This window comes from Paenibacillus sp. MCAF9, assembly GCF_052114265.1.
Taxonomy (GTDB): domain Bacteria; phylum Bacillota; class Bacilli; order Paenibacillales; family Paenibacillaceae; genus Pristimantibacillus.
In genome coordinates this window covers 14497-27400 of the sequence record NZ_JBFREL010000018.1, presented here as the reverse complement: position 1 = coordinate 27400, position 12904 = coordinate 14497, and the positions used below count along the sequence as shown (strand labels likewise).

Sequence of the window (12904 nt, the reverse complement as noted above, 5' to 3'; positions counted from 1 at the left end):
AAGGAGGTATATGCGATGAGTAAAATTATTCAATATTATAATCAGTTTGATGAATGGGGGCGTCTCGATAGAGCGCCCCTTGAGTTTATCGTCAACTGGCATTTTATTCGAAATTACTTGCCTGCGCGTGGACATATTTTGGATAATGGCGCCGGGCCCGGAAAATATGCGATGGAACTAGCTGATAGCGGCTATGATGTCACGTTAACAGATTTGACCCCAAGGCTGGTACAATTAGCCGCTGAGAAGGCAGAGGAGCTTGGGCTTACAGATCGTTTTAAAGGTTTCCACGTTGCAGATGCTAGAAGCTTGAGCTCGTTTGCCGACGAGACATTTGATGCTTCATTGATGATGGGGCCGCTCTATCATTTACAGAAGGAAGAGGATCGTGAACAGGCGGTTAAGGAGCTATATCGTGTAACACGGAGCGGAGGTTATGTGTTTATCGCCTTTATGACACGTATTAGGCATTTGCTTACTGCTCTTGCTTATCCGCAAAGCTGGAAGCCTCTCGATTCAATGGATGAGATTCAGCAGTTTATGGATTCGGGCGTTTTTAATCATTCAGATGAAGGCAGATTCACGGGAGCCTATTACTATGATATCGATACGATTACGCCGTTTATGGAAGCGCAAGGATTTGAAACGGTCAAGTTGATTGGTTCCTCCAGCGTTGCAGGAGCCCTTACAACGGAGCAGTTCGATTATTGGAGGTCTCAGGGAAACAAACAATTCTCCGATTACATGCAAATGATTTATGATTCTGCTGAAAATATTCATTTATTAGGCTCAGCTTCACATTTGCTTTACATCGGAATTAGAAAATAGCAATAAAAAATTACCAAAATTAGTGTTGTGCACAAAGTTATCCACAAAGAGGCTTCGTTTTGTGGATAAAAGAGTGAAATGCCCGAAAACACTGGATTTACGAAAGATCAATATTGTGAACGGAAAGGGGATATTATTTGCGGTGTATAACTGTGGATAATGTGCATAACGTGGATAAAATAAATAAATGTAAGAAATTGTACCTATAAAACGACGGATTCCGCTAAAATGCTACTCTTATACGTAGGTACTATCGACAGAATTAACTAACAATTTATACAGAACTGTTGATATCTCTGTGGATAATGGTGATTGGTTGTTTATAGCAGCTTTTGGAATCATTAGTAAGCTTCCTATTGTTTTGCGCTAGCATTGCGGTCACGCAAAAAAATTGCGTGAATTACTAGACAGGTTTTCGGTGAAAAAGTTAACGGTATGCGTTATCTTGAAACTATGACGCATACCAAAACATAAATCTCACCTTATAGCTTTTAGTGATAGACAATGCTTAAGTGTGAATGGAGGTTAACCAAGGAATGGATAAGCAAACGATCATTCAGGTAAGCTCGGTCAGCAAGTACTATGGTGCGAATAAGGCAGTGGATCAGGTTTCCTTCAAAGTAAACGAAGGTGAAATATTCGGTATTATCGGTACGCACGGCGCGGGAAAAACGACGTTGCTAGAGATGATAATGGGGATTCGTATGCCCGACCAAGGCAGTATACGGATCTATGGACATGATGTGGTGCTGGATGCAGAAAAATTGAAGGAAGACATCGGAATTCATCTGCAAAGCACAACCTTAGTAGATAAAATGAATGTTCGAGAGGCAATGGAGCTTTTCCAAGGTTTTTATAAACGGAAAAATAATTTGGATCACATCATTGAACAGTTTGGGCTTAGTCCATATTCGGATAAACTAGTTAAACGTTTATCAGGCGGTTGGAGACAACGTACGGCACTAGCTATCGCATTGGTGAACGATCCAAAAATCATATTTTTGGATGAACCCACAACAGGACTGGATCCGCAAGCCAAACGTGATTATTGGTCACTGCTGCAGATTCTTAGACAACAAGGGAAAACAATTATTGTCGCTTCTCATGATATGGAGGAAATTCAGCGCAATTGCGATCGCGTATGCGTGATGCGCAAGGGAGAATTCATTACTTGCGATAACCCGTCTACACTTATTGCACAGCTGCCTGGTGGCGGCATGACAATGGAAGCCGTTTATATGCATCACGCAGTTGAGATGAATGGGAGTGTCAGCATATAAGAAAAACAAAAACTAAAAGTATGTTTATTGCACATGTATTCCTCAAGGAGGGCTTTTTAGTAAATGGATCATCGAGATCGCATCGAAAGTCCGTCAGTCGAGCGCAGAAAACTATTGGAGAAGAGAATGGAGATGATTACAAACTTAATCAATCAAATGAATGAGGGGGAGAGTCAGAAGCAAGAAGATCAAAAGCAAAAAAAACAAAAGCGCAGAGGCGACTGCAACGGCATAAGGACACTACATCGGTTAGGACGATTTGTAACTGTATTTCAGCGTATGTTTATGTAACGATTTAGTAGTATAATATAATGATCTTGATTTGGCGGAGGATCGATTGTGAACGATTGTATTCCACTCATTGGTCAACACATGCGTTTATTGGTTCAGCGTTTCTTTACAGCTGAGCCTCTTGCACGTTATGCAGAGCAGTTTATTGCGGACAAGCTTGAAGAGACGATTCGATTTGGTCAATTGACGGTTATTCATTACCGCATGTTTGGCGGAAAAGGCGAAGACCCCATAAAAGCAGCTGCTGCAGTCGAACTATTTATTTTGGCGTCGGATATATTGGATGATTTGCAGGATCAGGATGTTCCAAGCAAGCCTTGGATGAAAGTCCCAATGCCTATAGCCATTCATGTAGCATCCTCTCTACTAACCTTGTCGCAGCAAGCAATCTTATGCAGCACTTCTAATCATGAAATACGATTGGCACTCACAGAAATGATGAATGCGCAGCTTCTGAAGGCCGCAAATGGTCAAATGCTTGATATTGTGAATGAAATGAACGACGAGGAATCCTATTTGGATGTCGTAAAACAAAAGTCTGCTACGCTTCTTCAACTAGCGTGTATGGCCGGCGTAATGTTGGCAGGTCGCCCTTGGAATGAAACCGTTGCGGAATATGCGCTAGAAATAGGTATTTCAGCTCAAATTCAGAATGACCTCCGAGATTTGCTGCGATGGGATGAAAAAAGTGATTTTCTTCAACGTAAATGCACTTTGCTTACTCTGTATTTAATAGAAGGAGAAGCAGAAGAGGATCGCTGGATTAAAGAGTATTTTGAGGGTCGGTTAGCTTCCGAAGAAATTGCGATGAAAAGAGAGCTTTTTCTTGAAACCTGTGAAAGAACAGGAACTATATTATATGGCTCTGTCATGAGTCGGATGCACTATAATCGCTTTGAGGAATTAGTAGACTCCATACAGGAAATAAGTCCTTGGAAAGCGGAATTTTTGCACATAATAAACTCTAAAAATGCATAACAACAAACCACGCAAAACCTCTTTCGGTAAATACGAATCACTTTTGCGTTTCCTGTCGTATCTATTCCTGTTATAGTAGAGAAGAAGAAAAGATTACTAATATAGTAGTAGAGAAGCGGAGGAGTTAATATGTTAAAAGAAGCTATTCGTCAGTTGGTAAGCAACACTGAAAAAATGTCTATGGCTATGGGTGGACAAATGCAAGTAGCAGGTGTTTCAGTTGCTGAACAACGCGCTCTTCTTGGCGAACTAAAGAACAAAAACGAAAAAAATAGCGGCTACGCATACATGTGGAATTAGCATACTGATTTGTAGGGAAGGAAGAGGAGTGCATGAGACCTAACTTATTTAACCGAATTGTTGCAATCCTCTTCCTGTTTGTCTTGTTAGGTTCTGTTTTATATTTAACCTCGGTAATCGTAAGAATTCCTTCAATCGGTGCTGTACTAGTGGAGGAGCCAGGTAATCGTTATTTTGTTAAGTCGATAGAACCAGCGGGACAAGCGGATGTAAAAGGTATTGAAATAGGCGATCAGATTTTAGAAATAAACGGTAATTCAGTACAGGAGTTTGAGTATGTAAAGAAATATAATTCAATTGAATCCGCAGATTACGTTCTTGTTTTACATAAGGATAAAGTTACACAGAAAATTGAGTTTCCCAAGGGGTGGACAGGCGACCATTCGTTATGGGAGCTGCTGATTCAGTTGTATATCCCTGGTGTTTCACTCATTATTTTTTGTGCATTTTCAGGATTTTTGTATGCAAAACGAAGGAACGATAAGGCTGTAATCATTCTTATTTTGTTTTTTATTTCGATTGGCTTAAGTTACTATAGTTCTGCAGCATCAAGTCGAAGCGATTCTGTAGGGCTTACTATTATTTATTTGGTTCTACCCAACATACCATTGCTGTTTATGAGCTTCATGAACATTTATTTAAAGCGATTCGATGTTCATTTTATTAGTAAATCAATATTGAACACTTTATATGGGATTGTGGGTTTTGTAGGGATCATAAGCTTGATTTATATCTGGACAGATTTGGCGTCAAACAATATCTATACCTATATTCAAATAGCCTATAGCAGTTCTGTGCTGATAGGTAATTTTGTATGCGTTTATATGCTTGTGCGAAAGTTTATAAAGCATCGGCGTACAAAGTTGCATTCTCTGTTCACAATCACGTTGATCTCGCATCTAGTTGCTTTTACTCCGTTTGCATTAATGAACCTGCTTCCTCAAATTATTGGTAAGGACCAAGTTTTTCCAGCCGCTTTTACTGCGCTATTCCTATTCTTATTACCTATCGTTTATTTCTATCTGTCTACCTCAAATCAATTATTTGATATTGACTTTATTCTAACTAGATTTAAATATTATACGGCGCTAGCCTTTATTCCAGCTGTCATTGTGGCGGCACTTGTAGCGTTTGTATTACTAGGAGAGAACAATCCGTCATGGTCCGCGTGGTTTGGCGTATTTTTTGTCATTTACATCGGAATGACGTTGTTTTTATATGGGAAGGAACAAATTGATCAAAGGTTCAGACCTAAGCTCTTTAAGGCGATGTATAGTTATCAGGATAGTCTGGATCGTTTCTCGCGAAAAATCGCTAGAGTAATGAAGCAAAGCGATTTGGAAGCTGTGCTTAAACAAGAGATTAGTGATCTGCTGCCAGTTAGTCGGATTACTTTTTTACTTATTGAGCAATCGGAGAATACCGTATACCCGATGGGCGATCATCCTGAGGAACTTATCACTGCTGAGTTTTTGCTCGGAACTGTAAATTCCTTACAGGTAGGCGAATTAATCGAGCTGCCTTATGGACTCGGTCTCGTAATAGGCAGACAAAGGTCAAGGTACCATATTTTGTGGATCGGCATGAAAACCAATCATACGCGCTTTAATTCGGACGAGCTTCGTTGGCTTAAGACGATGTCCAATTATTCCAGCATCGTATTTGAGAATCTATATTTAATTGAAGGTTTAATTGAGGATTTAGAGTCGGAGGTTCGCAAAGAGCATTCAACTTCACCATGGGTGCTGCGCCTTCTATTCTGTTTGTCTGAGAACGAGAGAAGAAAACTTGCTGCTGACTTGCATGACTCAGCTCTGCAAGATCAGCTGCTTTGGTACCGGAAGCTTGAAGCCATTATGATGGACTATCCGATTTCGAATAGTTTGGGACGCGAGCTGGAGGATATTAAAGAAGGATTGCTCGATGTTATCCATCAAATTCGTGAAACTTGTAATGAACTGCGTCCCCCGCTTTTGAAGGAGATGGGAGTAGTCGAGGCTGTTGAATCGATTATCGAGCATACTCAAATGCGTGTTAACTTTGCAGTGGATTTTCGTGCAAAATCATTTAATCGTCCGCTTAACGAGGAACAAATTACGGCGATTTATCGGATCGTACAGGAATTGCTGCGTAATGCGGACAAACATTCTCAAGCTAAATTAGTTGTTCTTGAGCTTGAGCTGCGCAAAGGAACGATATATTTCCGATATCAAGATGATGGTGTCGGTATGGATGTAAATCAAATGAGTGTTTCTTTTGAACATATGGGCTTGTCAGGCATTAAAGAGCGGGTGACTGGTCTGGAAGGTGACATATCATTTTATTCGGAAAGCGGTAACGGCTTAGAGGTTGTCATCTTGCTGCCAGAGATCATGACAGCCGGTAGATCGGAGAGGGGTATATCGCGTGATTCGTATCTTATTAGTTGATGACCATCCTTCTGTCGGAGAAGGAACCAAAACAATGATTGAACAAGACAGCGAGATGTCGGTATCGGTCGTTTTGTCCGCCATTGAGGCGCTCGATATTGTACAAATCCAGCAATTTGATCTCATTTTATGTGATTTGAATATGCCTGGCATTAGTGGATTGGAATTAACGAAACGTCTTATTCAACAGGATCCGGAGCGCAAGGTTATTATTTACTCGGGCTATGAGATTGGCTCGCATTTTAACTTGCTGATCGAATCAGGCGTCTCTGGTTTTATTTCCAAGACAGTATCAAGAGAACAGCTTCATAATGCGATTCGATGTGCCATGAGAGGGGACACGGTTATTCCAATCACCCTGTTAAAGCAGCTTAGAAGGCATGAAGTAACGATCGGACGGACAGAAGTAGCTGTTGAAGATGTGTCTATTAATGAGAAAGAACAGACCATACTACATGAAGTAGCTACTGGAATTAGCAATAAAGAATTGGCAGCTATGCTTCATGTTAGCCAGCGAAATGTCGAATATCAGCTGTCGCGTATATTTGATAAACTCAACGTGCGGTCCCGCTCGGAAGCAATTAAGGAAGCACAGCGTTTAGGCTTGATCAGCTTAGAACAATACTAGTATTAGGTTAGATAACTCTAGGTTGTTTAGGTGGTTAAGTAGGATAGGAATGAATAAAACCGGCAGCTAAAGGATTATCCTTAAGCTGCCGGTTTTAATTGATTTACGAAACTTACATGTATTGTTCCCATTCCTCATATGCGGTCGATAGTGAGGTTTTAACAGCTTCAATGGCAGCTTGAATTTCTTGAATACGGATGTAATCATTAAAAATCGCAGGATCAGTGAGCTGTAATTCCAAATCGGTTATTTGCTGCTCCAGCGTAGCGATTTCCAGTTCTAATTGTTCAACTTTACGCTGCCGTGTACGTTCTTCACGTTTTGCTTGCTTGTCCGCCTCATAAGAGTTGGCAGGTGAAATGTCGGATACGGCTGTTGTTTTTGAGTTTGAAGCCTGTTTTGACAGTGCTTCGAGCCGAGCTTCTTCGATTTCACTTTTTTTCTCTATCATTTCGTCATAATTTCCTAGGAAATGATCAGTACCTGACGACTTTAGTTCGACAATTCGTTCAGCCATCTTGTTTAAGAAGTAACGATCATGTGAAATGAAGAGCAAGGTTCCTTCATAGTCAAGCAGTGCAGCTTCAAGAACTTCTTTGCTAAATAGATCGAGATGGTTGGTAGGCTCATCCAAAATAAGGACATTGGCCTCTGCAAGCATAAGCTTCGCTAGAGATACACGTGCTTTCTCACCGCCGCTAAGGGAAGAAATTCGCTTGAGTACGTCTTCGCCGCTAAATAAGAAGTTGCCGAGCACCGTACGAATACGTGCCTCCTCCATATGGGAGTAACTGCCCCAAACCTCTTCAAGAACAGTATTTTGACCGTTCAGCCGCGTTTGTTCTTGGTCATAATAGCCGAGTTTGACGTGAGTTCCAAACTTAATTGTACCTGTAGTTGGTTCATTTTGACCGACAATAACCTTTAGCAGTGTGGATTTCCCAATCCCGTTCGGACCAATTAATGCAACGGTTTCACCACGAGTAAGCTGGAAGGATACATTTTTAAAGATAGGTGTGTCCTTACCTGGGAAAACAACGGAAACCTCATTAACAGCAAGTACGTCTTTGCCTGTCGAACGCTCGATTTCAAATGTGAAATGTGCTTTTTTCAAATCACCCTGCGGCTTGTCCAGGCGATCCATTTTGTCCAAAGCTTTCCGTCTGCTTTGTGCACGTTTGGTCGTTGAAGCTCGAACAATATTTCGTTGAACAAATTGCTCCATACGCGAAATTTCGTCCTGCTGTTTTTCGAATTGACGCATGTTGATTTCGTACTCGGCAGCTTTCAGCTCCATATAGCGGCTGTAATTTCCAGTATACCGCTTGGAGGTATGACGCTCGATTTCGATAATCGTTTGAGCAAGAGCATCTAGGAAGTAACGGTCATGGGATACGACCAAGATGGCACCCGAATATCCGCGCAGATAGGACTCTAGCCACGTTAAAGTCTCAATGTCGAGATAGTTGGTAGGCTCATCAAGCATGAGCAGATCTGGTGCCTGAAGCAATATGCGAGCGAGTGCGAGCCGTGTTTTCTGGCCGCCGCTTAATGTTGATATTAAAGTGTCAGCTGGAAATGTTCCGAAACCCATACCGTGAAGAACACTGTTAATACGCGTGTTGACCTCGAAACCGCCTTGCTCGCGGTACCAATCTGAACGCTTGGCATAGCGATCGAGTATGGCTGTATAACGTTTCTCATCCTGATGAAGTTCGGGATCTGCAATTTTGACTTCGAGATCACGAAGCTCTTGTTCTGCTTCAATTAGATGCGAGAAAACGGCAAGCATTTCTTCACCAATCGTTCGATTGGATTGCAATCCGCTATTCTGAGCGAGATAACCAATTTTAGTTTCTTTGGCTTTATGAATAGCGCCAGAATCTGCGGACATTTCGCCTGCAATGATTTTGAGCAGTGTAGACTTGCCTGCACCGTTCACACCTACGAGACCAATACGTTCTCGTTCCAGCACTTGCATCGAAATATTGGATAATACGACATTTACGCCGTAGCTTTTTGTTACGTTAGAAACCTGCAGCAGCATTTTGAAACCTCCAACAAATAAATGGTAAAGAACGAATGCTCATACTACATATTAGTGTACCATAAACGAGCGCTAGCATTGGCGAAAGTTGCACAACAATGTTAAACTACAATTAATGAAAGAAAATGATGGGAACTAGAATAGGTGAATGCTTTTGGTTGAACCAAATCAACGGGGCGATAAGGCTTACATACGAAGTCAGATAACAATAAAACGAAATAAATTACCAGTCGAGCAGCGGCGATTATGGTCAGAAGCAGCTTGCACGAAAGCGATGGCTTTTATCGAAAGCCATTCGGTCGGCGCGTTTATGGTGTACGTGTCTTTTCGGAGCGAGCTTGATTTGTCGGGTCTCATTGAATGGGGCTGGCGAACAGGGCGAGAAGTCATTGCGCCAAGATGCATCGCAGCAGATCGTTCCATGGAGCTCTATACCTTGCGTAGCTGGGATGATCTGATACCTGGTTCATATGGGATTATGGAGCCGAATCCGAATACAGCGCAGCCTTTTAAGGACAATTGTGAGCTGGGTGTTGTGTTTGTGCCGGGACTAGCCTTTGACCTTCAAGGGGGCCGGCTTGGTTATGGAGGCGGTTATTATGACCGCTTTGCTGAATCATTTCAAAACAATGCTTCTAAGCCGTACTGGCTTGGAATAGCGTTCGAGGCGCAGCTCATTGATGAGGTGCCACTCGAGGGGCATGATTTGAAAATGGATGGCTTGATTACTGAAAAAAACATGTATTTATTTTAGAGGAAATGCAGCTGAATGATTGCCAAGCGAGCTATGAACGTTAAAGGCGAACCGTTCATTAGCGCTAGAAGGAGCGTTTGAGGTGGAGTTGACACATTTTAACGAGCAGGGCCGGGCGCGAATGGTAGACATCTCTGACAAGGAAGTCACTTCCCGCACGGCAGTCGCTCAAACAAGAATAACGATGAACCGAGATACATTAGAACAAATTAAGGCTGGCAAGATTGGGAAGGGCGATGTACTGGCTGTTGCTCAGGTTGCTGCAGTTATGGCTGCCAAAAAAACGTCAGATTGGATTCCAATGTGCCATCCGCTACCGCTCACAGGCATCAATGTGGTTTTCAGCGATAACGGAACGGATGAGCTTTACATACAAGGTACAGTAAAGACAACTGGAAAAACCGGCGTGGAAATGGAAGCACTGACAGCCGTGTCTGCCGCAGCTCTAACGGTCTACGACATGTGCAAAGCGCTGCAAAAGGATATGGTTATCGGTCCTACGCAGCTGGTTTCAAAAACGGGCGGAAAAAGCGGCGATTATCGAATTTCGTCAAACCCATGAGCGAAATAGGAATGGGAGGAATGGTATATGCGGTGGAAAGTAGCAATTTTGACAGCAAGCGATAAAGGATCACGTGGAGAACGTGAGGATACGAGTGCCCAGGTTATCCGTGAATTGGTTGAGGAAGAGCTGGGTGGAGAAATAATTGATTATCGGATTGTACCGGATGAGCAGGATGAAATAATGGCAGCCATCATAGAAATGACAGAGTACTTCCATGCGGATCTTGTGCTTACGACGGGAGGCACAGGTCTTGCAGAGCGCGATGTTACGCCCGAGGCAACGCTCAAGGTTATTGACCGTGCAGTTCCGGGTATTGCGGAAGCGATGCGTATGGGCGCTCTCCAAAAAACAAGAAGAGCAATGCTCTCAAGAGGCGTCTGCGGCATAAGAGGCAGCTCACTAATCGTTAACTTGCCTGGGAGCCCAAAGGGCGTACATGAGAGCTTAATGGCGATCATGGATCAATTGCCGCATGCTCTGGGCATTTTATCCGGAGAACTGGGGGAACATAGCGTATGAGTCAGCAGCAGCATCATGCAGAGAACGGAACGGAGCAGCATGGATCGACTACGCTAAGAGAAGTTTCCGTATATGATGCGATCGGGCTGCGACTGGCTCATGATTTAACGCGAATTATCCCAGGCCAGTTTAAGGGTCGATTGTTCAAAAGAGGCCATGTCGTGGTAGAAGCGGACATACCTAATCTTCTCGATATTGGCAAGGAGCATATCTATATTATGGAGCTTGGAGAAAACGAGCTTCATGAGGATGATGCAGCCATTCGAATGGCTGAAGCGTTGTATGACGAGAAACTCGTTCTTTCAGAGCCGCATGAGGGCAAGGTGAGCATTAAAGCAAACCAGCTAGGCCTTGCGGAGATTGATAAGGCGTTAGTTGATGCGATTAATGAGCTGGGTGAAATTGCATTAGCAACGATTAAGGCAAAAACAGTCGTTAAGCCGGGACAAGCGCTGGCTGCAACAAGAGCCATTCCGCTTGTCGTACCCAAATCGAAGGTGGAGACGGTGGAGAGGCTTGCAGCCGAATACCGTGAAGCGAATGGCGGAGCTTCACCGCTGCGCGTTCGCCCTTTCCGTAAATTTCGCGTCGGTTTGTTGACGACGGGCGGCGAAGTTTTTAACGGAAGAATTGAAGATAAATTTGGTCCGGCAGTAAGAAGCAAGCTTGAGGAGCTTGGATCAGAAGTGGCAGAGCAGCGATTTGCACCCGATGATCGACAAACAATTGTCAAGGAAATACACTATTTGCTTGCACAACGTTATGATATGATACTAGTGACTGGCGGAATGTCGGTAGATCCCGACGATCGCACTCCTGGAGCCATAAAGGAAACAGGCGCGAATATCGTGAGTTATGGAACTCCGATGCTGCCAGGCTCAATGCTGCTTATTGGTTATTTAAACGGAGTGCCGATATTGGGGCTTCCAGGCTGCGTCATGCATGATCCATATACATCATTCGATGTGCTGCTGCCGCGGATTCTAGCGGGAGATACGATTGTTCGTGAAGATATTGTCAGCATGGGATATGGCGGCTTAAACAGCTGTTAAGTATGAGCTGCTTAATAATGATGCTGCTACATAAAATTACGAGGAGGTTGGCAAATGTCAGGAATTGGTGCAACAGGTGTTATACTGCTTGTGTTGGTTGCTTTGCTACTATTTGGACCAAACAAGCTACCAGAACTTGGACGTGCATTCGGGCGGACATTGCGTGAGTTTAAATCCGGAGCAAGAGAGATCATGGATGATGATGATCGTGACCGTGACCGCAAGGACAAAGATTCGAGCCGTGTTGAAGTGAGTCGCTCGGAAAATAGTGATAAAGACAATAAGCGGCTGCCGGATTAATCGGGCCCGCTTTTTTCTTGAAAAAAAGTTTACCGCTAGGCGAAGGAGGTATCGTGCAGGTGGGATCGGAAGGAAACAGCAAATCGGAGCATAAATCACGTAAAGCGCTTCTTCGAGAAGAAGGGTTGATGCCGCTTTTGGAGCATCTTGGCGAGCTGCGCAAGCGGATCATTTACGTGCTTATTATTTTAACGTTAGGCTTAGTCGTCGGACTTATATTTGCACAGCCTACCTATAACTTTCTAATGAGCCAGAAGCCTGCTAATACAATTTCGTTACATACGTTTTCCCTTTGGGATGGCATTGGCATGTATATGAAATTTGCATTTGTCATCGCTTTAATTATTTCTTTGCCTGTTATTGCATATCAGCTTTGGGCATTCGTAAAGCCGGCTTTGCGCAAGAACGAGCAGCGTTCCACACTTAAATATGTTCCGTTTGCACTAATCATGTTTTTAATTGGATTGGCGTTTTCTTATTTTGTCGTCTTTCCACTCGCTTTTAATTTTACAAGAACAGTATCACAGCATTTAAATCTTGAAGAGACATATGGCATCGCGCAGTATTTTACGTTTATGTTTAATCTGCTCATTCCGATATCGCTGTTATTCGAACTGCCGCTTGTCATCATGTTTTTGACAGCTATTCGTTTAGTGAATCCACAGCGGCTGCGCAAAATGCGCCGTCTAGCGTATTTCATCATGGTGCTTATCGGAGTTATGATTACACCTCCGGATTTCATATCGGACATATTAGTGGCAATCCCATTACTCGTTCTATATGAGATTAGTGTGTTCTTATCAGGCTCGGTACACAAAAAGCAGCTTGCCGCTGATGCAAAATGGGAAGCGGAGTATGGCGAGTCAATGTCTGAAGCATAGGAAGAAGAAGGGGAATGTCCTCTTCTTCTTTTTTTATATAAGAAGCTTATAA

The 12904-nt window shown here is 43.1% G+C and carries 14 protein-coding genes; 13 read left to right on the top strand and 1 reads right to left on the bottom strand.

Translation table 11 applies throughout. The features are described 5' to 3' along the window. Window positions 1-15 precede the first annotated feature (15 nt). The 7 genes from AB4Z45_RS22420 to AB4Z45_RS22390 all read left to right on the top strand — a co-directional run bounded on the left by AB4Z45_RS22420 (window position 16) and on the right by AB4Z45_RS22390 (window position 6734). Window positions 16-828 (top strand): class I SAM-dependent methyltransferase, encoded by an 813-nt coding sequence (locus AB4Z45_RS22420; RefSeq protein ID WP_441911673.1) that lies wholly within the window; start codon window positions 16-18, stop codon window positions 826-828. Between the two features lie 536 nt (window positions 829-1364). Beyond that, window positions 1365-2108 carry an ABC transporter ATP-binding protein gene (locus tag AB4Z45_RS22415; protein ID WP_441911671.1) on the top strand — a complete coding sequence of 248 codons (744 nt, stop codon included), beginning with the start codon at window positions 1365-1367 and terminating at the stop codon, window positions 2106-2108. A 63-nt stretch (window positions 2109-2171) separates the two neighbouring features. Further along, window positions 2172-2399: a hypothetical protein gene (locus AB4Z45_RS22410; protein ID WP_441911670.1), complete on the top strand. Its 228-nt coding sequence runs from the start codon at window positions 2172-2174 to the stop codon at window positions 2397-2399. Window positions 2400-2447: 48 nt separating this feature from the next. Beyond that, on the top strand, window positions 2448-3377 hold the full coding sequence (locus AB4Z45_RS22405) for a polyprenyl synthetase family protein (protein ID WP_441911668.1): 930 nt from the start codon (window positions 2448-2450) through the stop codon (window positions 3375-3377). 129 nt (window positions 3378-3506) lie between these two features. Beyond that, window positions 3507-3677, top strand: coding sequence for a competence pheromone ComX (locus tag AB4Z45_RS22400; protein ID WP_339207229.1), 171 nt, complete (start codon window positions 3507-3509; stop codon window positions 3675-3677). A 32-nt stretch (window positions 3678-3709) separates the two neighbouring features. Then, window positions 3710-6106, top strand: coding sequence for an ATP-binding protein (locus AB4Z45_RS22395; RefSeq protein WP_441911666.1), 2397 nt, complete (start codon window positions 3710-3712; stop codon window positions 6104-6106). Further along, window positions 6084-6734, top strand: coding sequence for a response regulator transcription factor (locus AB4Z45_RS22390; protein ID WP_076269667.1), 651 nt, complete (start codon window positions 6084-6086; stop codon window positions 6732-6734). Before AB4Z45_RS22395 ends, AB4Z45_RS22390 begins: the two co-directional genes overlap by 23 nt. 112 nt (window positions 6735-6846) lie before the next feature. On the opposite strand, the gene AB4Z45_RS22385 is transcribed toward AB4Z45_RS22390, so the two are convergent. Continuing rightward, window positions 6847-8781, bottom strand: coding sequence for an ABC-F family ATP-binding cassette domain-containing protein (locus AB4Z45_RS22385; protein WP_339207234.1), 1935 nt, complete (start codon window positions 8779-8781; stop codon window positions 6847-6849). Between the two features lie 154 nt (window positions 8782-8935). Here AB4Z45_RS22385 and AB4Z45_RS22380 point away from each other — a divergent pair, with 154 nt between their 5' ends. From AB4Z45_RS22380 to tatC, 6 genes are all read left to right on the top strand, one after another. Then, window positions 8936-9535: a 5-formyltetrahydrofolate cyclo-ligase gene (locus tag AB4Z45_RS22380; protein WP_441911665.1), complete on the top strand. Its 600-nt coding sequence runs from the start codon at window positions 8936-8938 to the stop codon at window positions 9533-9535. An 82-nt stretch (window positions 9536-9617) separates the two neighbouring features. Then, entirely contained in the window at window positions 9618-10097 is a 480-nt protein-coding gene (moaC, locus tag AB4Z45_RS22375) for a cyclic pyranopterin monophosphate synthase MoaC (protein WP_441911663.1), read from the top strand. Between the two features lie 27 nt (window positions 10098-10124). Further along, window positions 10125-10619, top strand: coding sequence for a MogA/MoaB family molybdenum cofactor biosynthesis protein (locus AB4Z45_RS22370; protein WP_054026672.1), 495 nt, complete (start codon window positions 10125-10127; stop codon window positions 10617-10619). Beyond that, a complete protein-coding gene (locus AB4Z45_RS22365; protein WP_441911661.1) occupies window positions 10616-11671 on the top strand; it encodes a molybdopterin-binding protein in 1056 nt (351 codons plus the stop codon). Before AB4Z45_RS22370 ends, AB4Z45_RS22365 begins: the two co-directional genes overlap by 4 nt. Window positions 11672-11725: 54 nt before the next feature. Continuing rightward, window positions 11726-11971, top strand: coding sequence for a twin-arginine translocase TatA/TatE family subunit (gene tatA / locus AB4Z45_RS22360; protein ID WP_076269672.1), 246 nt, complete (start codon window positions 11726-11728; stop codon window positions 11969-11971). Window positions 11972-12099: 128 nt separating this feature from the next. Next, complete coding sequence (gene tatC / locus AB4Z45_RS22355) at window positions 12100-12852, top strand: twin-arginine translocase subunit TatC (protein ID WP_076269790.1); 753 nt, start codon at window positions 12100-12102, stop codon at window positions 12850-12852. Window positions 12853-12904 lie beyond the last annotated feature (52 nt).

Coding starts and splice junctions, on each gene's coding strand:
- AB4Z45_RS22420 (WP_441911673.1), top strand. CDS start 16: ATGAGTAAAATTATTCAATATTATAATCAGTTTGATGAATGGGGGCGT.
- AB4Z45_RS22415 (WP_441911671.1), top strand. CDS start 1,365: ATGGATAAGCAAACGATCATTCAGGTAAGCTCGGTCAGCAAGTACTAT.
- AB4Z45_RS22410 (WP_441911670.1), top strand. CDS start 2,172: ATGGATCATCGAGATCGCATCGAAAGTCCGTCAGTCGAGCGCAGAAAA.
- AB4Z45_RS22400 (WP_339207229.1), top strand. CDS start 3,507: ATGTTAAAAGAAGCTATTCGTCAGTTGGTAAGCAACACTGAAAAAATG.
- AB4Z45_RS22395 (WP_441911666.1), top strand. CDS start 3,710: ATGAGACCTAACTTATTTAACCGAATTGTTGCAATCCTCTTCCTGTTT.
- AB4Z45_RS22385 (WP_339207234.1), bottom strand. CDS start 8,781: ATGCTGCTGCAGGTTTCTAACGTAACAAAAAGCTACGGCGTAAATGTC.
- AB4Z45_RS22370 (WP_054026672.1), top strand. CDS start 10,125: ATGCGGTGGAAAGTAGCAATTTTGACAGCAAGCGATAAAGGATCACGT.
- AB4Z45_RS22365 (WP_441911661.1), top strand. CDS start 10,616: ATGAGTCAGCAGCAGCATCATGCAGAGAACGGAACGGAGCAGCATGGA.
- tatA (WP_076269672.1), top strand. CDS start 11,726: ATGTCAGGAATTGGTGCAACAGGTGTTATACTGCTTGTGTTGGTTGCT.
- tatC (WP_076269790.1), top strand. CDS start 12,100: ATGCCGCTTTTGGAGCATCTTGGCGAGCTGCGCAAGCGGATCATTTAC.